The sequence below is a fragment of the Bisbaumannia pacifica genome (genome assembly GCF_007989625.1).
GTDB lineage: Bacteria > Pseudomonadota > Gammaproteobacteria > Pseudomonadales > Halomonadaceae > Bisbaumannia > Bisbaumannia pacifica.
In genome coordinates this window covers 1-20,841 of the sequence record NZ_BJUK01000052.1, presented here as the reverse complement: position 1 = coordinate 20,841, position 20,841 = coordinate 1, and the positions used below count along the sequence as shown (strand labels likewise).

Below are 20,841 nucleotides of genomic sequence, written 5' to 3'. Positions count from 1 at the left end.
TTTGCTCCGGCTTGCCCCCAGCGCCTCTCAGCCCCTTGAAGGAAATGCCCCCCGGGCCGCCACGGTTTTACGGCCGTGCCCAGCGGGGTAGACTCTAGGCTCGCCCCCCGTTCGGAATCCGGAGATGGAGCTCAAGGAATTCGCCTTCGGCGGCCTTTATATCGCCCCCCTGCTGCTCTATGCCCTGCTCGTCGCCCTCGCCACCCTGGCGCTGCGCTGGGGCCTGCACCGCCTGCTGCCCGGTCGTCGGCTGTGGTTCGAGGCCTGGTTCGACGCCTCGCTGTTCCTCCTCTCGACCGCCGCCATCGCCTTCCTGGCGATCGGCCCAGGAAGCCTCTGATGCGCACTCGACTCCGTCTGCTCGTGACCCTGGCCGTCGTGGCCCTGGCCGCGCTGGCCGGCCTCTGGCTCTGGTACGCCTACCTCTATACGCCCTGGACCCGGGACGGCCGGGTAAGGGCCGAGATCATCACCCTGGCCAGCCAGGTCTCGGGGCCGGTGGAGACCCTGTGGGTCACCGACGGCCAGGCGGTCGCCGCCGGCGAACCGCTGTTTCGCATCGAGCCCGACCGTTACCGGCACCTGGTCGAAGGAGCCGAGGCGACCCTGGAGCGGCGCCGCGCCGAACTCGAGCTGCGCCGCCACGAGGCCGAGCGCCGCGACCGCCTGGGGGCCGGAGTGCTCAGTGCCGAGCATCTCGAGGCCGCACGCATCGACCGCCGGGTGGCCGCCGCCGCCCTGGCCCAGGCCGAGAGCGAGCTGGCCCGCGCCCGCCTCGACCTGGCCCATACCACCGTCACCGCCCCCGTGGCCGGCCATGTACTCAACCTGCGACTCGCCGGCGGCAACCCCATCACCGCCGGTACGCCGGTGATGGCCCTGGTCCGGGATGACTCCTGGTATGTCACCGGCTACTTCGAGGAAACCAAGCTGCCGAGGATCCGCGTGGGCGATCCCGCCCGGGTGCACCTGATGAGCGGCGATATCACCCTCAGCGGCCGGGTGGCGGCCATCGGTCGCGGCATCGCCGATCCCAACACCACCCCCGACGACCAGTTGCTGCCCCGGGTCCAGCCGACCTTCAGTTGGGTGCGCCTGGCCCAGCGCATTCCGGTGCATATCGCCCTGGATGCGCTGCCCGAGGGGCTGCCCCTCAGCGTCGGCATGACCGCCTCGGTGCGCATCCTCGACGCCGCGGCGGAGTAACCCCGTGTCGATCTGGCGCCAGGCCTACCTGGCTCCCCCGGCCAGCGCCCTGCGCTTCGCCATCAAGGCCACCCTGGCCATGCTGCTGGCCCTCTATGTGGCGCTATGGCTCGACCTGGAGCGTCCCTACTGGGCGCTGATCTCGGCCGCCTTCCTGCAACTGCGTCCGCTCAGCGGCATGGTGATCGAGAAAGGGCTGAGCCAGCTGGCCGGCACCCTGGCCGGCTGCCTGGCCGGCACCCTCATCATGGCGGCCTTCGTGCAGGTGCCCCCGGCGGCCCTCGGGACCCTGACGCTATGGATCATGCTGTGCACCTACGTGAGCTCGCTGCAGCACGGCAACGCCGCCTACGGCTGCATCATGGCCTCGGTGACCGCCATGCTGATCGTGGTGATCGCCGCCGCGACGCCCCAGGCCCTGTTCGGGGTGGCCGTGGAGCGGCTCACCGAGCTGAGCCTGGGCGCCCTCTGCGCGACCCTGGTCAGTGCCCTGCTATGGCCGGTACGGGTCCGCGACCACCTGATCGCCCAGGCCGATACGGCGCTGACCCAGGCCTTCACCCATGCCGCCCAGCGTCTCGGCGACGCCGCCCCCGGCTCGCGACAGGCCAGCCTGACCGCCGCCCTTGCGCCCCTGGCCCAACTCGAGGCCGATAGCCGCGCCGCCCGCTACGAGGACCCCGAGGGCGCCGGGCGCATCCGAGCCAGCCATCTCCTCGGCCATCGCACCCTGCGCCTCATGGCCACCCTGCATGCCCTCCAGCAGTTGCTCGAAGATGGCCGGGTGCCGGCCCAGGCGGCCGGTCGCCGGCTGATCGACGAGGCCGCGGCGCTGTTCTCCGCTTATGGCGACGAGGCGGCTACCCGGGCTCGCCTCCAGGCGCTGCGTCACCGGGTACTGGCCGCCCTCGAGGCGGTCGCGGCCGCCGATTCGGATACGCCGGGCGACCTGGCCCACCAGCGCCTGCTGATCGGCCTGCGCGAGGCCCTGGGTCATGCCCTGGTGATGCTCGATGCCCGGGCGGCCATCGCCGCGCCGGGCCGCCAGCGCCTGCATGGCACGGCGCCGACGCGCCATCGCGACCGCCTCAGCGCCCTGCTCAATGCCCTGCGGGCCGGCGGCGCCTTCGCCCTGCTGGCCTGGGCCTGGCTGGCCACCGGCTGGGAAGGGGCCATGGGCGCGATGATGATAGCGACCCTGCTCTCGGCGCTGTTCGCCGGCTTCGAGCGCCCGGTCACCGCCAGCCTGCTCTACCTGAAGGGGCTGCTGGCGGCGATCCCCAGCGCCCTGCTGTTCGGCCATGTGCTGCTCGCCCCGGCCAACGGCTTTCCGCTGCTCACCCTGCTGCTGCTCACCCCGCTCTTCCTGGGCCTGCTGGGCGCCGCCGAGCCACGCCTGATGGGCCCCTGCCTGGCCTTCGTGATCGGCAATATCATGCTGATTATGCCCGGCAATGCCATGAGCTTCGCCGTGGACGACTTCGCCAATCGTGCCCTGGGCATGCTCGTCGGCGTCTCTACCGTGGTGATGGGCTTCCGGCTCTTGCCCGGCCTGCCCACCGAGCTGCGCCGACGGCGCCTGATCCGCGCCACCGTGCACGACCTGCGACGCCTCTACCGCCGCCCGCTGCATCAGGCGGAGGCACGCTTCAGTGGCGCCATGGTCGATCGCCTGCTGGACCTGGCCCGCCACGATGACGACCTGCCGGAGGCACGACGCCATCTGTTCGCCCTTGGGCTCACCGGCCTGGACCTGGGCTACGCCGGCCTGCTGCTGCGCCGCCGCCTGGATGGCCTCGAGGATCCGACCGTGGAGGCCGCCAAGCGCCGCCTGTTCGCCGCCCTGGCCACGGCCTATGCGGCCAGCGCCGACGGCCGCCGGGACTCCCGGCTGACGCCGGCCAGCGAGGCACTGCTCAATGCCCTGGCGGCACACCCTCGGGTCAGCCCGCGGGAACATCGTCTGCTCGAGGGCCTGCTGCGCCGTCTCGACCTGGCCCTGGCGGCCCAGGCCGGGCGCCATCCCGATGCCGATCCCGCGCCCCTCGCCGCCGAGGCCGGCTAACGACCGGGGCCCTTGCCGCGAGGTGCATCAAAAAGTCTTGACGTATCAGTCCCTTGTTGGGTAGGATACGCGCCGTTGGCTACGTAGCTCAGCTGGTTAGAGCACATCACTCATAATGATGGGGTCCCCTGTTCGAATCAGGGCGTAGCCACCAAAACAGCAGAAAACGCCCGCCCGGTTCGCCAGGCGGGCGTTTTTTCGTCTGGGGGATGACGCATCGCGGGACGGGGGAACCCGCCCCGCGATGCCATCACACCAGGTCGGCGCGATTGACGAAGCCGCTCAGCACCCGGATCAGCTGATCGGCGTCGCGCACCCCGCAGGTCTCGCGGATCGAGTGCATACCCCATTGGGGCACCCCCACGTCCAGGGTCGGCACGCCGAGCTCGCTGGCGGTGATCGGCCCGATGGTGCTGCCACAGCCCATGTCGGCGCGGGTCACGAAGGTCTGCACCGGCACCCCCTGCGCCTGGCAGAGGTCGCGGAACATCGCCGCGGTGGCGCTGTTGGTGGCATAGCGCTGATTGGCATTGACCTTGATCACCGGGCCGCCATTGATGGCCGGGCCATGGCCGGCGTCGTGCTTGTCGGCGAAGTTGGGATGCAGCGCATGGGCGTTGTCACAGGAGATCATTCTTGAGGCCTGGATCAGGCGCACGAAGTCCTCGTCGCCGCCCTCCCCCAGTTGGGCATTGACTCGGCGCAGCACGTCCTCCAGGAAGGGCCCCTGGGCGCCGCAGGCGCTGGCGCTGCCCACCTCCTCGTGGTCGTTGGCCACCAGCACGGCGCCCTGCTCGCCGTCCGAGGCCAGCAACGCCTCCAGGCCGATAAAACAGGAGAGCAGGTTGTCGAGGCGGGCGCTGGCGATCAGCTCGCCCTCCACCCCGACCCGGGCCGGCGGCTGGGTGTCGTAGAGCGCCAGCTCGAAATCGAGCAGGGCCACCCCTTCCAGGCCATGCTGCTCATAGAGCCAGCGCTTGAGCAGTGCCTCGAAGTCCGTCGCCTGGCCGCCCTGCAGCAGCACCGGCGCCATCTCGGTCTGGGGGTTGATGGCGCGACCGTTGTTGGCCTCGCGATCCAGGTGAATGGCCAGGCTGGGGACCACGGCCACCGGGCGCGGCACATTGAGCAGCACCCCCTGGATACGCCCGTCGTCACGGCGCAGGTGGACCCGCCCGGCCAGGCCCAGGTCGCGATCGAACCAGGGCGCCAGCAGGGCGCCGCCGTAGACCTCGACGCCCAGCTGCAACCAGCCGTGGGCGACCTTGGCGGGGTTGGGCTTGAGGCGCAGGCCGGGGCTGTCGGTATGCGCGCCGATCATGCGCAGCGCCGCGAGGGGCCCGCGGGGCAGCTGCAGGGCGATGATCGAGGAGTCGTTGCGGGTCACATAGACCTTCTCCCCCGGGCTCAGTCGCCAGCCGGCCGTCTCGTCCAGGCGACGGTAGCCGGCCTGCTCCAGGCGCTGGGCCATATTGGCCACCGCGTGCCAGGGCGTCGGCGAGCGCTGCAGGAAACCGAGCAGGCGTTCGAGGGTAGGAAGATGGGGCATAGGGAACCTCTCACAAGGGTCTGTGACTGGCGACAAGGGCTGCTACAATGCCGGTTCGTCGGTGCAACCCTGCGGCCGCAAGCGTGTCTTCTAAGGATGGGAAGTGTACATGAATTCGGGAGTGCTTCATTGATGAGCCTGACTGTCGCCCTACGGCGCCTGACGGTCCTGGCGCTGACCCTGCTATTCAGCGCCTCGACCCTCGCCACCTCGTTACCCACCGATGCCCAGCGTCAGGCCGCCGCCGAGGTCGCCGAATCGCTACGCTACAGCCACTATGCGGACGTCAGCCTGGGCAACGACTGGTCCCGGCAGGCCTTCCGGCGCCTCCTCGATATCCTCGACTCCCAGCGCGCCTACCTGCTGGCCAGCGACGTCGACGAGTTCCGTCACCTGGAGGACCGCCTGGACGAGGCCCTCTATGACGGCGAGCTGGAACCGATCTACGCCCTCTACGAGCGCTACCAGCAGCGCCTGGAGAATCGCCTGGAGTGGATCCTGGCACGCCTCGACGCGGGCCTCGACTTCACCTTCGAGAGCGACGACCGCCTGGAGCTCGACCGCGACGGGGCGCCCTGGGCGCAGAGCGAGGCCGAACTCGACGAACTCTGGCGCAAGCGCCTCAAGAATGCCGCCCTGACCCAGCTGCTGGCCGACCAGGACGAGGCGCAGATGCACGACAACCTGCGCCAGCGCTACGAGGGCCAGCTCAACCGGATCCGCCAGACCAACGGCGACGATGTCTTCGGCCTCTTCATGGCGGCGGTGACCGGCACCATCGACCCGCATACCGAGTACTTCTCGCCGCGTCAGGGGGAGTCCTTCGATATCCAGATGCGCCTCTCCCTGGAGGGCATCGGCGCCCTGCTGCAGACCGAGGACGAGTACGTCAAGGTCGCCAGCCTGGTGCCCGGCGGCCCCGCCGACAAGTCGGGGCTGCTGGCCCCGGCGGATCGCATCGTCGCCGTGGGCCAGGGCGAGGACGACGACGCCGAGATGGTCAATGTGGTGGGCATGCGCCTGGATGAAGTGGTCGACATGATCCGCGGGCCCAAGGGCTCGGTGGTGCGCCTCGACGTGGTGCCGGCCCAGGCGGTGGACATGACCCGCTCGCGGGTCATCGAGATCACCCGCGATACCGTGACCCTGGAGGATCAGGCCGCCAGCCGCGAGATCATCGAGCTCGAGCGGGACGGCGAACGCCATCGCATCGGCGTGATCCAGGTGCCGACCTTCTACGTGGACTTCGATGCCTGGCAGGCCGGCGAGAGCGACTATCGCAGCACCACCCGCGACGTGGCGCGCCTGGTCCAGGAGCTCAAGGCCGAGGACGTCGACGGCATCGTGCTGGACCTGCGCAACAACGGCGGCGGGGCGCTGCACGAGGCCAACTCCCTGATCGGGCTGTTTATCGACCGCGGCCCCACGGTACAGGTACGCGACGCCCGCGGCCGCATCAGCCTGTATGGCGACACCGAGAGCGGCAGCCTCTACGATGGCCCCCTGGCGGTGCTGGTCAATCGCCTCTCCGCCTCCGCCTCGGAGATCTTCGCCGGCGCCATCCAGGACTACGGCCGCGGCCTGGTGCTGGGCAACCGCACCTTCGGCAAGGGCACCGTCCAGACCCTCAACGACCTGAGCCACGGCCAGATCAAGCTGACCCGCGCCAAGTTCTATCGCATCTCCGGCGAGAGCACCCAGCACCGCGGCGTGGATCCGGACATCCTCTTCCCCAGCCTGATCGACCCGGAGGAGATCGGCGAGAGCAGCCTCGACAATGCCCTGGCCTGGGACCAGGTGCGCGCCGTCCAGTATCGCCACTATGGTGAGCCATGGCGGGTGATCGAGGCGCTGCGTGCCGGCCACCGGGAACGCATCGACGACCACCCCAACTTCGTCTACCTGCAGAACCAGGCCGAGCTGGTGCGCGAGCTGCGCGAGGATCGGACCAGCGTCAGCCTCAACCGCGAGCGGCGCCAGCGGGAGCTCGAGGCCCAGGAGGCCCGTCAGCTGGCACTGGAGAACACCCGTCGCGAGGCCCTGGGGCTGGAACCGCTGGAAGACTGGGTGGATGCCCGGGGCAACGACGAGGAGGCGGAAGCGGCGACCCCGCTGGATCGCGCCGAGGTGGAGGAGTCCGCCGAGATCCTCCTCGACTACGCCCTGCTACTCGACGGCGGTGACACGCGGCTCAGCCACAACGACCGCTGACCCCACCCTCGTCTCACGCCTCGGCCCCGGCAATCGCCGGGGCCGAGGCGCGTCGGGACCACAAAAAAACCGCTGCCGAAGCAGCGGTAGGTCTAGGGAAACTTGGGTCCAGCGGGCCGCGCCCTACTCCTCGGCGAGGCGCGAGCGTAGCCGGCCGATCGCCTGGCTATGCAGCTGACAGACCCGGGACTCGGTGACGCCGAGCACGGCACCGATCTCCTTGAGGTTGAGTTCCTCTTGATAGTACAGCGCCATCAGTAGCTTCTCGCGCTCCGGCAGGGCCTCGATGCCCGCCACCAGGCGCTCGCGACGCTCGCCGCCCAGCAGCGCCAGGAAGGGCGAGGCGCCCTCCTCCTCGGCGCTGGGCTCCTGACCCTCCGCCACCAGCTCCTCGAAGGGCAGCAGATGGCCATTATTGGTATCCCCCAACAACTGGTAATAGGTGTCGAGATCGATCTCCAGGTCCTCGGCGATCTCGCGCTCCTCGGGGGGGCGCCCCAGTTGCTGCTCCAGGCGGCGGATGCTGGCATCCAGGGCCCGGGCATTGCGGCGCACGCTGCGCGGCAGCCAGTCGCGGCTGCGTAGTTCGTCGATCATGGCGCCGCGAATGCGCTGGCTGGCGAAGGTGGTAAAGGTGGCACCCGCCGAGGCGTCGTAGCGCCCCATGGCATCCAGCAGGCCCATCATGCCGGCCTGGATCAGGTCATCCAGTTCGATGCCCGCCGGCAGCCGCACCTGCAGTGCCAGGGCCTGTCGCCTCACCACCGGCAGATACTGCTCGACGAGCGCCGTCTGATCGATCTTGCCCTGTGCCGTGTACATGCCTCGCCTCGAACTGGAAGGTCGTCTCACTCGGTCGACGGCGCCGACCGACTCTCTCCTATTATTGGGCCCCGGCCACGCCGGAAAGGCGCGAATAGCCGTCGACTCCATCGGCTATTCAGGCTATCTCGGCCAAAGTCGGGGTGCCCTTCAGCGATAGTCGACGATCACCTGGATACCGCCCAGGGTCAGGGCCCCCACCCGCCCCGGCGGCAGGCGGCCCTGCAGGCGCAGGGGACGATCCGCCGCGGCACCGGCCAGGCCCTCGCTCACGCCGCGGGCGCCGCTCAGTGGCAGGCAACGACTCCCCTGACACAGGCGCAGCGGCGGCAAGGCGCCCGGCGGCGCCTCGAGGCGCCAGCGCACCCGGGTGATCTCGGCCCCCTCGGCGATCCCGGGTGGTGGCGCCAGGGGCGCCGAGCGGCTGTCGCGATCACTCAGCGAGAGTCGCAGCGGCGGCGCCTCGGCCACCCAGCTGCCGGCGGCGAGGGCCTGGCCGGCGAGCCACAGGGCGAGCAGCGCGACGAGCCCCCGCGTCACGGGGTGATCACCAGCAGGTCGATCCCCAGGTCGGCGGCCACCTGGACCAGGTTATCCGGCAGCCCACGACGGGAACGCATCCCCGGCATCAACAGCAGCAGGCGCCGCGGTCCGGGGCGGCGACTCAGCGCCAGCAACAGGCGATAACCGCGACGAAAGGCGTCCGGGCCCGGGGCCACCCAGAGCGCCCAGCGCCCCTGGGCGGGATGACGCCCCAGGGCCTCCGCCGGCACCGCCGCCAGGCGCCAGGCGCGGGGATCACCGACCCAGCGCTGGCCGCGCTCGGCCCAGGCGGCCAGCAGCCGCTGGGCCCGGGGGCGCTCCTCCTCGGCGAGCCCCAGCACCCGCAGCCGGTGTCGCGCCGCCGGCTCGACAGCCGCTCTCGGCGCGGCCGCCTTGGCGACGTTAGGCCGCGCCTTCGGCGGCGTTGGCGGCTTCGCGGAGGGCGATGTCCTCTCGGAAGTCGGCTTCGCGGGGGGGGGCTGCGCTGCCGCCCGTGGCTCGGCACGGGCGATCTCGACCAGCACCCTGGCGATCGCCGTTTCTCGGTCCTCGGGCGATGCGCCCGGGGCGGGGCTCGGCGTGGCGCCCTCGCCGGGAGTCGCGGGCCGCGGCGTCGATGCCTCGGCGGGCGCCGCGAGGGCGATCTCTCGTAGCGTCCTGGCGATCAGGGTCTCTCGATCCTCCCCGCCACCGCCCTCGGCGGGCGAGACCGCTGCGTCACCGTCCATAACATCCGGGGCCGGGCCTTCCTCGCCGTCGCGTCCCTGGCTCTCTGCTTGGCTCTCGACGCTGTCCATGGCTCGCGGGCCCTCGTTATCCTCGTCACCACGTCCCTGGCTCTCGACCCAGCGGCGCAGGCCCTGGGCCTGATCGGCACTCACCATCCCGCCTCCCCGGCGAACGTCGCCTGATTCATCGTACTTCCTCCAGCCCCAGGGTCAGGCTGCGCAGGGCATCCCTGGCGATCAGCAGTTGGACCAGGCCATCCAGCAGCCGGCCGGCGCTACGCGCCCGGCGTCCGCCCTGCAGGGCCAGCAGCTCGCCACGCAGGTCCAGGGCCCAGGGCGCCTCGCTGTGCTCCAGGGCCTGGGCAAGGGCGGCCAGCCCCGCGGCCAGGGTCAAGCGCAGCTGCGGCTCCAGGGGCTCGAGCCCGGCCTCCGGCAACTGCTGCCAGGCGCGTCGGGTCAGTCGCTCGAGGCCCTCCAGGCCCAGTTGATGACGCAACAGTTCCAGGGCATCCCACTCCAGCCAGGCCGGCGACAGCCAGTAACGGCGCCCCAGCCGCCGCCCCGTATCGCTCTGCAGTTCGCCGCACCAGGCCCAGAGGGCGCGGTCCTCCTGGCGGCGGCTACCCGCCGGCGACGCCGCCACCGCCAACTGGCGCAGGCTCAGGGTCGCCGCCTCCTGGCGGTAACGACAGGGCAGCGGCGTCAGCGCCTCGCCCTGCCCCACCAGCTCGCCGAGGGTCAGGCGCTCGCCGCGGTGCCAGACCCGGGCGCCGGCCTGGGCCTGGCTCAGCCAGGGTCGCACCCGCTCGCCCAGCCAGTCCCAGGCGTCACGACCGGGCAGGCTCGGCAACAGGTGGGCGCGAACCCCCAGGGCCTCGGCCCAGGCCAGCCGCTCGATCTCATCGGCGGGCTGGCGATGCTGCAGGGCGGGCAGCCCCAGGCCGAGGCCCTGGGGCGTCAGGCGCTGGTCGGGCTGTCGCCAGCCCTGGGCCTGGGGACGCCGCCGCGCCCAGCGCATGATGGTGCCCGCCTCGGCTGCTTCGCTGGACCACAGGGCCTCCAGATGCCTGGCCTGCTCCGCCGGCGGCAGGCCCGCCGCCTGCCAGGCCTCGGCCAGGGGTGAGAAGGCGGGCAGCGAGCGTCCCAGGCGGCGCCAGGCGGCGCCCAGGGCGCGACTCTGACCGGCCAGGTCCCGGGACCAGCTCGTCAAGCGCGGCAATTCCGCCGCTACCTGGCCGTTGCTGGGCGCCGCCTCGGCGCTGGCGAGCGCCGTCTCGACCAGGGCCGGCCCATCGGCGCGGGCCATGTCCTCGGGCACCTGCTGCCCATGACAGACGAAGTTGAGCCGCAGGCCATGACGAATCAGCCCATCCAGCAAGGGGCCGAGGCGCGCCGCCTCGTCCTGCTTGGTGAGGATCACGTCCTCGAGGCGTGCTCCCGCTCCGCGAGCGGCGCGACAATAGGTCTGAACGATCTCCTCCAGGGTCTCCCCCTGGCTGGTTGCGCTGAGCATCAGCATCAGCCGCACCCCACGCCGCCCCCGCTGCAGCCGCGCCACCTGATCCACCAGGCGCTGGTCGCGCTGGCTCATGCCCACGGTGTCGATAATCACCAGGGCCTTGTCGGCCAGGCGCCCCAGCAGCCCCTCCAGGGGCGTCTCGGCGTCCAGGGCATGCACCTCCACACCGAGGATATCGGCATAGATGCGCAGTTGCTCATGGGCACCGATGCGGTAGCTGTCGGTGGTCACCAGGGCCAGTCCCTCGGGGCCGTGACGCATCACATAGCGGGCCGCCAGCTTGGCGGTGGTGGTAGTCTTGCCCACCCCGGTGGGCCCCACCAGGGCGAGGATACCGGCCTCGGTGAACAGGCTCTCTTCATCGTCCCGGGTGGTCAGTCGGGCGGCCAGGGTGCGCTTGAGCCAGGCCTGGACCGGCGCCGCCCCGGCATCCTCCAGGGCCAGCTCGGTGGGCAGGCCGGCGAGCAGTTCGCTGATCAGGGCATGACCGAAGCCGGCCGCCACCAACTGGCGCTGCAACCCCTGTAGGGCGCCGGGGCGTCCCTCCCGGGCCGGCGGCTCCCGGGTCAGCAGCTGGCGCATGTCCTGCACCTCGCTAAGCAGCCGCTGGCTCAGGGCGACGAAATCGGCCGGGTCGCTGGTGGCGCCGGCTGGCTGACCGATGCCGGGTGCCGCCGCGGGTGGGATGGCAGCCTCGCCGGCGGCCGGTTCCGGGGCCGCGGGATAACCGCCCGGCCTCGGGGCCACTGGATCAGCGGCCGGCTCGGGTGGCATGGGATAGCCGCTCGCCTCCGGAGGCTCAGGGTAGGCATCCGGGGCCGGTGAATAGGCGGCCCGGGCACGACTCAACGGCTTGGGCGGCGGCGTCTCGCGGCGGAGCTCCGCGGCCTCGACATCCGCCTCACCGGCCGGCAGGCTCACCCCATGACGCGCCGCCAGGGCCTGGGCCCGAAGGGAATCGGACGCGGAATCCCGCGATGCCGGGTCCGATACTGAATCTTCGGGGAGGCTCACCCCATGGCGCGCCGCCAGGGCCTGGGCGAAGCTCGCGGGGCTGCGTCCGGCGGGCAGGCTAAAGTCTGCCTCGCTGTCGGAGGCCGGCGCCTCGGTCTGGGACGCCGCCGGGGCCTGCGGCGAGTCCGCCGCCTCGGCCTCCGTCGTGGCGAGGATCTCGATCCCCTCGGCGGTGCGTCGATTGGCCAGGATCAAGGCGTCGTCGCCGAGGGCGCTGCGCACCCGGCGCATCGCCTCGCGCACATTGGCGCCCAGGAAGCGGGTCACGCTCATCCATTACCTCCCACCAGGCTGGTCACTCTCAGGGTGCGGTCATCGGGAATCTCGGCCTGGGACATCACCACCAGGTGCCGCAGGCGACGGCGCAGGAAGCGGGACAGCACCGGGCGCAGGGCGTGCTGCACGACCAGCACCGGCGGCTCGCCCTTGGCCTCCTGGCGCTCCAGGGCCTGTTCCGCCTGGGTCATCAGGGTATCCGCCAGGCCCGGCTCCAGGGCACCGTTGCCGTTCATGGCCTGCAGCAGCACCTGCTCGAGCTGGGCGTCGAGGCCGATCACGTGGAGCTCGTCATGGCCCGGGAACCACTGCTGGGTGATCGCCCGACCCAGGCTGATGCGCACCAGGGCGGTCAGTTCTCCCACGTCCTGCTGCTGAGGCGCATGCTCGGCCAGGGTATCGAGGATGGTGCGCAGGTCGCGGATCGATACCTCCTCATCGAGCAGCTGCTGGAGCAGCCGCTGCAGCACGGTCAGGGAGATCGCCTTGGGCACCACCTCTTCCACCAGGGGCTTGTGCTCCTCGCCCAGCTTGTCGAGCAACTGCTGCACCTCGCCGCGGCCGAGCATCTCGGCGGCGTGCTGATGCAGCAGGTGATTGAGGTGGGTGGCCACCACGGTGCCGGCATCCACCACCGTGTAGCCGTAGACCTGGGCGTGCTCGCGCTGGCCGGCATCGATCCATACCGCCGGCAGGCCGAAGGCGGGATCCTCGGTGGGGGTACCGTCGAGCTGGCCGGAGACCTGGCCCGGGTCGATGGCCAGCCACTTGCCCGGGTAGGCGTCGGCGCGGCCGATCTCCACCCCCTTGAGGGTGATCACATAGGTATTGGGACCCAGCTCCAGGTTGTCGCGGATATGCACCACCGGCGGCAGGAAGCCCACCTCCTGGGCGAACTTCTTGCGCACGCTCTTGATGCGTCCCAGCAGCTCGCCGTCCTGGCGCTGGTCGACCAGGGGAATCAACCGGTGCCCCACCTCCAGGCCCAGGGTATCCACCAGTTGGACGTCGTCCCAGCTCGCCTCCGGGGCCTCCTGGGGCGCCGGCGGCGGCGCACTCTCCGCCTCCTGCACCAGCTTCTCCTGCTGACGCTTGATCAGCAGCCAGGCCAGGCCGCCCAGCAGGGCGGTGAAGACCAGGAACACCAGGTTGGGCATGCCCGGCACCAGGCCCAGCAGGCCCATGACGGCGGCGGCCAGGATCAACACCTGGGGATTGACGAACAGCTGGCTGAGCATCTGCTGGCCGACGTCCTGGTCGGTGGTGACCCGGGACACGGTGACGCCGGCGGCGGTCGAGATCACCAGGGCGGGAATCTGCGCCACCAGGCCGTCACCGATGGTCATCAGGGTGTAGGTGCGGGCGGCATCGCCGAAGGCCATGTCGTGCTGCAGCATGCCGATCAGCAGGCCGCCGATCACGTTGACCACCATGATCACCAGGCCGGCCATGGCGTCGCCACGCACGAACTTGCTGGCGCCATCCATGGAGCCATAGAAGTCGGCCTCCTGGGAGACCTCGGCGCGGCGCTTCTTGGCGTCCTCCTCGCCGATCAGGCCGGCGTTGAGGTCGGCGTCGATGGCCATCTGCTTGCCGGGCATGGCATCGAGCATAAAACGGGCGCCCACTTCGGCGATCCGCCCGGCGCCCTTGGTGATGACCATGAAGTTGATCACCACCAGGATGGCGAAGACCACCAGGCCCACGGCGAAGTTGCCGCCGATCAGGAACTGACCGAAGGCCTCGATCACCTTACCGGCGGCGTCGCCCCCCTGGTGCCCCTCCATCAGGATCACCCGGGTCGAGGCGACATTGAGGGAGAGCCGCAGCAGGGTGGTAAACAGCAGCACCGCCGGGAAGGCGGCGAAGTCCAGCGGCTGGCGGGTGAACATGCTGACCAGCAGCACCATCACCGCCAGGGCAATATTGAAGGTGAAGAAGAGGTCCAGGGCGAAGGGCGGCAGCGGCAGGATCAGCATCGCCATCACCAGCAGGATCAGCAGCGGTCCCGCCAGCAGCTTCATCTGGACCTGGTTCGCCCAGTCGCGGCGACCCAGATAGTCATTCAGCGCTCTCATCGAGGCTCCTCGCTTGATGGCCGCTCCGGCGGAACGGCCAGTTCATCCGGCACCGGCAGGTCGCCGGGCCGCGGCGGCACCGGCTCGCCGCTGGCATCGGCGCGCTTGAGGTTGAAGGCCCAGGCCATCACCTCCGCCACGGCGGTATAGAGGGCGACCGGGATCTCCGCCTCGAGATCCACGTGGCGGTAGAGGGCCCGGGCCAGGGGCGGCGCCTCCAGGCGCGGCACGCCGTGGGCATCGCCCAGCTCGCGAATGCGCAGCGCCACCGCATCGACGCCCTTGGCCACCACCCGCGGGGCCTGCATGCCGCCCTCCTCGTAGCGCAGCGCCACCGCATAGTGGCTAGGGTTGGTGACGATGACGTCGGCCTCGGGCACCTCGCTCATCATGCGTCCCCGGGCCATGGTCTGCTGCTGCTGGCGGATGCGTGCCTTGACGTGGGGGTCACCCTCCGACTCCTTGTGCTCGCGCTTGATCTCTTCCTTGGACATGCGCAGCTGCTTGGCGTGGTGCCAGAGCTGGTAGGGCACGTCGATCAGGATCACCACCAGCAGGGTCAGCACCATCAGCCCCGCGGCCATCGCCGCCAGGCGCAGGGCGCTGGCCAGGGCCTGCTGGATGGGCTGATCCATCAAGGCCAGGAACTCGCCCTTGGTGTGCCACAGGAAGGCCACCGCCACGCTCCCCACCAGCAGCGACTTGGCGATGGCCTTGGTCAGCTCCACCAGGGCCTGGACGCCGAAGATGCGCTTCAGGCCCTTGGCGGGATTGAGCTTGCTGAGCTGGGGCTTGAGGGACTTGGCGGAGATCAGCCAGCCACCGAGCAGGGCCGGGGCCACCAGGGCCACCACCGTCAGCAGCAGGAAGAGCGGCATCAGCGCCATCAGGGTCCGCTCGCCGAGGGTCCAGGCGTGGCTGAGCATCGGCATGGTCTCGAAGGCGTGGCGGCGCTCGAAGAGGAAGGCCTGCTCCATCACCGTGCCGAGCTGGCCATAGAGCGTCTCGCCCAGCCCCCAGAAGCCGATCACCCCGGCCAGCAGCAGCAGGAAGGTGGCCAGCTCACGGGAACGGGCGACCTGCCCGTCCTCCCGGGCCTTCTCCCGGCGTCGTGGCGTCGCCTCTTCGGTCTTTTCCTGATCGTCGCTGCTGCCCTCGGCCATGACCCGCCCTGTCGCTCACGGACGGCTCCACCGCCCGGGGCCTCATTGTGGGCAAGGGGGGGAAAGGACGATACGCCAAAAAGCGCGGTCAATCGTGGTCTTATCCACGACTACCGCGCTTTTCGACAGGGGGACGAGATCGCCCCCAATGGCCTTGGGCCGGGGTAGCTCGTTGAAGGCCTAGAAGCCCAGCTCGTCGAGCAGGTCGTCCACCTGGTCCTGGCTGGTGACGATATCGGCGCCCTCGGGCTTGATCTGGGGCCCGTTGAGCAGCGACTCCTCGCGCTTCTTGGCATCGGCCTCCCACTGGCCGGCGGCACGCCGCTGCATGGCCTCGCGCTCCTCGCCGTCGGGCACCGTGTCCAACAGCACCTGGACCAGCTGGTGCTCGATCTCGCGGATCACGTCCATCATCTTCTTGATGACCTGGCCGGTGAGATCCTGGAAATCCTGGGCCATCATGATCTCGAGCAGTTCCTTGTTGGTGGCCTGGGTCACCTCCGGCACCGAGCCCAGGTAGTGGCGGGTCTCGCGCACCAGGGCCTTGGCCTGATCCAGCTCCATGGGGTGCTCGAACCACTCGGCCCAGCGCTTGTCCAGCGCCTCGGCCTCGTTGCCCAGCTGATCCTGCAGCGGCTGGGCACGGTCGATGGCATTCAGCGCCCGGTCCGCGGCCTGTTCGGTCATGTTGGCCACATAGCTGAGGCGGTCCCGGGCATCGGGAATCGCCTCGGCGGCCCTTTCGATCTCCTTGTCGAGCCCCAGCTCCCGCATGCTGTCGCGCAGCGTGCGGGTCAGGGACCCGATGCGCTGGATCAGATCATCGGGAGCGCCCTGTTGGGTCGACCCTTGGGAAGCCTCACCGCTCATGCCTGTCTCCTATGGGGGAATCCCCCGTGCCGTTACTTGCCCAATTTCTCGAAGATCTTGTTGAGCTTCTCTTCCAGGGTCGCCGAGGTGAACGGCTTGACCACATAGCCGTTGGCGCCGGCCTGAGCGGCGGCGATGATGTTCTCCTTCTTGGCCTCTGCGGTGACCATCAGCACCGGCAGCGCCTTGAGGGCCTCATCGGCGCGGATCTGCTTGAGCATCTCCAGGCCATCCATATTGGGCATGTTCCAGTCGGAGACGACGAACTCGAAGCCACCGCCGCGCAGCTTGTTCAGGGCATCCTGGCCATCCTCGGCCTCGTCCACGTTGGTGAAGCCCAATTCCTTGAGCAGGCTGCGCACGATACGCCGCATGGTGGGGAAGTCGTCGACCACCAAAATGCTCATATTCTTGTCGGCCATTAGCTTTCCTCGTTACTGCGTGGCTGTCGTTCAATGGTGATCGGCGCACCGATCATCAGGGGGTCAGTTGCTTGGCTCGGTCACGGCGACCGGGTGGGCCGCCGCGCTCAGAATTCTTCCCAGTCATCCTCGGCCAGGGCCTCGCTGGGACGGGTCGGCAACGCGCGGGGCGCCGCCGCGGCGGGTCGCGCCCCGTGGCGAGGGGCCGGCATCTCGGCCGCCCCCTGGGCCAGGCGGAACTGCGCCACCGCCCGCTCCAGCCTCGAGGCCTGCTCTTCCAGGGAAGCGGCGGCGGTGGCGGCCTGCTGCACCAGGGAGGCGTTCTGCTGGGTGACCTCATCCATCTGCGTCACCGCCTGGCCGACCTGCTCGATGCCGTCGCTCTGCTCCTGGGAGGCGGCGGAGATCTCGTCCATGATATCGGTGACGCGCTTCACCGCGGTGACCACCTCCTGCATGGTGGCACCGGCCTGCTCCACCAGGGTGGAGCCCTCCTGCACCTGGGCCACCGAGCCATCGATCAGTGCCTTGATCTCCTTGGCCGCATCCGCGCTGCGGCTGGCCAGGTTGCGGACCTCGCCGGCCACCACCGCGAAGCCGCGGCCCTGTTCGCCGGCCCGGGCCGCCTCCACCGAGGCATTCAGCGCCAGGATATTGGTCTGGAAGGCGATGGAGTCGATTACCCCGGTGATGTCCGAGACCTTCTGGGAGCTGTCGGCGATGCCATGCATGGTGGTCACCACCCGCTCGACCACCTCGCCGCCGCGCTCGGCGGTGGTGGAGGCCTCCCGGGCCAGGCCGCTGGCCTGACGGGCGTTATCGGCGTTCTGTTTCACGGTGGCGGTGAGCTCCTCCATGCTCGAGGCGGTCTCCTCCAGGGAGGCGGCCTGCTGCTCGGTGCGCGAGGAGAGGTCGGCGTTACCGGCGGCGATCTCGCGGGTGCCGCCATGGATGGCCGCGCTGCTGTCACGCACCGTGCCCACGGTCTGGGCCAGGCCCTGCTGCATGTCGCGCATGGCGGCAAACAACGCGCCGATCTCGTTGCGGCTAAGCACCTTGATCTCCGCGGAGAGGTCGGCCTTGGCGATGCGCTTGAGGCTCTCCACCGCCTGACCCAGCGGACGGATCACGATCTTGCGCAGGCCCAGGTAGAGCATCACCAGCATCACGCCGGTGGCCAGGACGATTGCCAGGCCGATCCAGGCGAAGCGACTAGAACTCGCCGCATAGTCGTCCATCAGCGCCTGATTGCGGCGAAACCCGTAGTCGGCGAAGGCGGCGGCGCTCGCCTCCAGGGCCGTGCTCGGGGCCACCAGGGCCTCGCGCAGCGCCTCGAAGTCGTCGAGGTCACCGCGGATCAGCGCCTGATGTTGGCGCTGAACCAATGTCAGCACATTCGAGAACTCCTGCGCCAGGGCCGCCGCCAACTCCTCGCCCTGGGGCGTCTTAGGAACGCCCACGAAGTTGTTGAAGTGCTCCGCGGCCCGCGCCAGCAACTCGCCGCCGCGCCCGAGCCCGCGCTCGGCCTCGGCCTGACGGGAGTCATAGAGATGGCTGGCGGCGCCGCCCAGCTCGACCCGTGCCTGGAAGAGCAGGCCCTCGGCGCGATTGATCTCGTTGAGCTGCTCGACGCTGATCTGATTGAGGGTGTGCAGGGTATGATCGGCATTGCGATCGACCAACACCCCCATCAGCGCCACGCTGCCGAAGAAGAGCACGAAGCAGGCCAGTACGCCGACCATGGCTCCGTGGATACTGATCCTGCGCAATAACCCAAGCATCTTGCTTCCCTCTCTCGTTATGGAACGACGTCAGCGCGGGGACTAGACCCGCTGGGCGCGCCCGGAGGCGGCCACCAGCGCCATCAGTCGCGGCGCCATCTCGTCCAGGCCGACCACCTCGCTGGCCCCGCCGATGGCGATCGCCTCCCGGGGCATGCCGAAGACCACGCAGCTGGCCTCGTCCTGGGCCAGGGTCACCGCCCCGGCCTGGCGCATCTCCAAGAGCCCCTGGGCGCCGTCCTTGCCCATGCCGGTAAGCAGGGCACCGATGGCATTGCGGCCGGCCTGCTGGGCGGCGGAGCGGAACAGCACGTCCACCGAGGGGCGGTGCCGATTGACCGGCGGCCCACTGTCCAGGCGCGCCACATAGTTGGCGCCGCTGCGCGCCAGCTGCAGGTGGGCATCCCCCGGGGCGATATAGGCGTGACCGGGCAGGATACGCTCGCCATCCTCGGCCTCCTTGACGCGAATGCGGCACAGCCGATCGAGGCGTTCGGCGAAGGAGCGGGTGAAGCCGCCGGGCATATGCTGGGCGATCAGGATCGCCGGGGCATTGGCCGGCAGCGGCTCGAGCACCTGGCGGATCGCCTCGGTGCCGCCGGTAGAGGCGCCGATGATCAGCAGCTTCTCGCTGGAGACCAGCGGCGCCTTGAGGGCCGCCGGCCGCGGCGCCTTGGCATCGCGGAGCGCCTGGCGGGGCCGCGAGCGGGCCGCGGCGCGCAGTTTCTCGGCGATCTCGGCGCCGTATTCCATCATGCTGTGGCGGATGCCCATCTGCGGCTTGGCGACGAAGTCCAGGGCGCCCAGCTCCAGGGCGCGCAGGGTGATTTCGGAACCGGCCTGGGTCAGCGACGAGACCATCAGTACCGGCATAGGGCGCAGGCGCATCAGGCGCTCGAGGAAATCGAGGCCATCCATGCGCGGCATCTCCACGTCCAGGGTCAGGACATCCGGGTTGTGCTGCTTGATCAGGTCACGGGCCACCAGGGGATTGGGGGCCACGGCCACCACTTCCATGTCGGGCTGGCGATTGATGATCTCGGTCAGGAGCTCACGGATCAGCGCCGAATCATCGACGCACAGCACCTTGATCTTGGCTGCACTCAAGGCAGTCCTCCTTGGCTGGGGCGCCAGGCGCCCGACAACGTTCAACTGGGAATATCGGCCGGGGCGTCGGCGACTTTAACGCTGTCGCCCTGGCGGTCCCGGCGGGTCGCTTCCCCCTACCGCGGCGCCTTGGTATAGACGGTCTGGCCGCGCAGGCGGAAGGCCTCGCTGATATAGGAGAAGTTCTCCGAGTGGCCGGCGAACAGCAGGCCGTCCGGCTTGAGCAGCGGGGCGAAGCGCTCGAGGATCCGCGCCTGGGTCGTCTTGTCGAAGTAGATCATCACGTTACGGCAGAAGATCGCATCGAAGGGAGCGCTGACCGGCCAGCTGGGGGCCAGCAGGTTGAGTTCCTCGAAGGCCACCCGATCGGCCAGCTCGGGACGAATCTTGGCCATCCCCGCATGGCGCCCGTTGCCGCGCAGGAAGAAGCGCTTGACCCGCGCCTCGTCGAGCTTGCGCACCTGCTCCATGGGGTAGATGCCGGCCCGTGCCCGGGCCAGGGCGTCGGTATCGATATCGGTGGCGATCACCTCCGCCTGGCTCGCCCGGGAGCCCAGGGCCTCGGTGAGGGTCATGGCGATGGAGTAAGGCTCCTCGCCGGTGGAGGCCGCCGCACACCAGACCCGGACCGGTCCGGGGCGGGCCCGCACATGCTCCGCCAACAGCGGGAAGTGATGGGCCTCGCGGAAAAAGGCGGTCAGGTTGGTGGTCAGGGCGTTGGTGAACGCCTCCCACTCCTTGGCCTGGGGCTGGCGCTCGAGACGCGCCAGGTAATCGCTGAACCGGGTCAGGCCATGATGGCGCAGGCGCTTGGCGAGCCGACTGTAGACCATCTCGCGCTTATGCTCCGCCAGCACGATGCCGGCGCGCTGATAGATCAGCTCACGAATGCGCGCGAAGTCGGCCGCCGTCAGCTCGAGATCCTTCTCGAGGGCGCCGCTCGGCTGAGCGACGCTCTCCCAGGACGATGGTGCGTTCAAAATGCTTCCCACTCCTCGGTGGCGGCATCCGCCTTGGGTGCCGCCGGGGTCCGTGACGTTTCGGCCTCCTGGCCGCGCGGCAGCCGTGCCTGGGCGCTAGCGCCACGCTGATTCTCCTGGGCCAGGGCCGCCTTGGCGGCGCGGATCTCCTCGAAGCCGCTGCCGGCCAGGCGGAAGGCGGAGACCGCATTGGCCAGTTGCAGGGCCTGGTGCTCGAGGCTCGAGGCCGCCGCGGCGGACTGCTGCACCAGGGCGGCATTCTGCTGGGTGACATCGTCCATCTGGCTAATGGCCTGATTGATCTGGTTGATCCCCGAGCTCTGCTCTTCGGAGGCTGCGGAGATCTCGCCCATGATGTCGTTGACCCGGGTCGCCGCGGCCACCACTTCCTCGATGGCTCCCTCGGCGCGCTGCACCAGGCCGGCGCCGCTGCTGATCTCCTTGGCGGAGCCGTCGATCAGTTGACGGATCTCGCCGGCGGCGTTGGAGGAGCGGCTGGCCAGGTTG

17 protein-coding genes and 1 tRNA gene are annotated in these 20,841 nt (G+C 69.9%); 5 read left to right on the top strand and 13 right to left on the bottom strand.

The features are described 5' to 3' along the window. The first annotated feature begins 124 nt into the window (after positions 1-124). The 4 genes from HPA02_RS15875 (at position 125) to HPA02_RS15860 (ending at position 3,425) form a co-directional block, all read left to right on the top strand. A complete protein-coding gene (locus HPA02_RS15875) occupies positions 125-340 on the top strand; it encodes a DUF1656 domain-containing protein (RefSeq protein ID WP_146804185.1) in 216 nt (71 codons plus the stop codon). Continuing rightward, complete coding sequence (locus tag HPA02_RS15870; protein ID WP_146804184.1) at positions 340-1,206, top strand: efflux RND transporter periplasmic adaptor subunit; 867 nt, start codon at positions 340-342, stop codon at positions 1,204-1,206. Before HPA02_RS15875 ends, HPA02_RS15870 begins: the two co-directional genes overlap by 1 nt. A 4-nt stretch (positions 1,207-1,210) precedes the next feature. Continuing rightward, entirely contained in the window at positions 1,211-3,271 is a 2,061-nt protein-coding gene (locus tag HPA02_RS15865; protein WP_146804183.1) for an FUSC family protein, read from the top strand. Positions 3,272-3,348: 77 nt separating this feature from the next. Next, positions 3,349-3,425, top strand: a tRNA-Met gene (locus tag HPA02_RS15860). A gap of 96 nt (positions 3,426-3,521) precedes the next feature. Here HPA02_RS15860 and HPA02_RS15855 read toward each other — a convergent pair. Continuing rightward, positions 3,522-4,820, bottom strand: coding sequence for a M18 family aminopeptidase (locus tag HPA02_RS15855; protein ID WP_146804182.1), 1,299 nt, complete (start codon positions 4,818-4,820; stop codon positions 3,522-3,524). Positions 4,821-4,952: 132 nt separating this feature from the next. Here HPA02_RS15855 and HPA02_RS15850 point away from each other — a divergent pair, with 132 nt between their 5' ends. Continuing rightward, entirely contained in the window at positions 4,953-7,031 is a 2,079-nt protein-coding gene (locus HPA02_RS15850; RefSeq protein WP_146804181.1) for a carboxy terminal-processing peptidase, read from the top strand. Between the two features lie 123 nt (positions 7,032-7,154). Here HPA02_RS15850 and HPA02_RS15845 read toward each other — a convergent pair whose 3' ends face one another. The 12 genes from HPA02_RS15845 to HPA02_RS15790 form a co-directional block, all read right to left on the bottom strand. Further along, the gene (locus HPA02_RS15845; RefSeq protein ID WP_146804180.1) at positions 7,155-7,853 is read right to left on the bottom strand and encodes an RNA polymerase sigma factor FliA; all 699 of its coding nucleotides are present in this window, start codon (positions 7,851-7,853) and stop codon (positions 7,155-7,157) included. Between the two features lie 150 nt (positions 7,854-8,003). Continuing rightward, complete coding sequence (locus tag HPA02_RS15840; protein WP_146804179.1) at positions 8,004-8,393, bottom strand: flagellar protein FlhE; 390 nt, start codon at positions 8,391-8,393, stop codon at positions 8,004-8,006. Then, positions 8,390-9,280: a hypothetical protein gene (locus HPA02_RS15835; RefSeq protein ID WP_146804178.1), complete on the bottom strand. Its 891-nt coding sequence runs from the start codon at positions 9,278-9,280 to the stop codon at positions 8,390-8,392. The genes HPA02_RS15840 and HPA02_RS15835 overlap by 4 nt, the downstream gene beginning before the upstream one ends. A gap of 28 nt (positions 9,281-9,308) precedes the next feature. Next, complete coding sequence (flhF, locus tag HPA02_RS18355) at positions 9,309-11,930, bottom strand: flagellar biosynthesis GTPase FlhF (RefSeq protein ID WP_222594005.1); 2,622 nt, start codon at positions 11,928-11,930, stop codon at positions 9,309-9,311. Further along, positions 11,927-14,011: a flagellar biosynthesis protein FlhA gene (flhA, locus tag HPA02_RS15825; RefSeq protein ID WP_146804177.1), complete on the bottom strand. Its 2,085-nt coding sequence runs from the start codon at positions 14,009-14,011 to the stop codon at positions 11,927-11,929. Before flhA ends, flhF begins: the two co-directional genes overlap by 4 nt. After that, positions 14,008-15,174, bottom strand: a complete 1,167-nt coding sequence (gene flhB, locus HPA02_RS15820; RefSeq protein ID WP_146804176.1) for a flagellar biosynthesis protein FlhB — start codon at positions 15,172-15,174, stop codon at positions 14,008-14,010. Before flhB ends, flhA begins: the two co-directional genes overlap by 4 nt. Before the next feature lie 180 nt (positions 15,175-15,354). Further along, the gene (gene cheZ, locus HPA02_RS15815) at positions 15,355-16,044 is read right to left on the bottom strand and encodes a protein phosphatase CheZ (protein ID WP_146804175.1); all 690 of its coding nucleotides are present in this window, start codon (positions 16,042-16,044) and stop codon (positions 15,355-15,357) included. A 32-nt stretch (positions 16,045-16,076) separates the two neighbouring features. After that, the gene (cheY, locus tag HPA02_RS15810) at positions 16,077-16,466 is read right to left on the bottom strand and encodes a chemotaxis response regulator CheY (RefSeq protein WP_146804174.1); all 390 of its coding nucleotides are present in this window, start codon (positions 16,464-16,466) and stop codon (positions 16,077-16,079) included. A 107-nt stretch (positions 16,467-16,573) separates the two neighbouring features. After that, on the bottom strand, positions 16,574-18,247 hold the full coding sequence (locus HPA02_RS15805) for a methyl-accepting chemotaxis protein (protein ID WP_146804173.1): 1,674 nt from the start codon (positions 18,245-18,247) through the stop codon (positions 16,574-16,576). 42 nt (positions 18,248-18,289) lie between these two features. Next, positions 18,290-19,354, bottom strand: a complete 1,065-nt coding sequence (locus HPA02_RS15800) for a protein-glutamate methylesterase/protein-glutamine glutaminase (RefSeq protein WP_146804172.1) — start codon at positions 19,352-19,354, stop codon at positions 18,290-18,292. Positions 19,355-19,470: 116 nt separating this feature from the next. Then, a complete protein-coding gene (locus tag HPA02_RS15795; RefSeq protein WP_232341008.1) occupies positions 19,471-20,334 on the bottom strand; it encodes a CheR family methyltransferase in 864 nt (287 codons plus the stop codon). Next, on the bottom strand, positions 20,331-20,841 hold a 511-nt coding region (locus tag HPA02_RS15790), incomplete at its 5' end, for a methyl-accepting chemotaxis protein (RefSeq protein WP_244945945.1). The genes HPA02_RS15790 and HPA02_RS15795, both read right to left, overlap by 4 nt.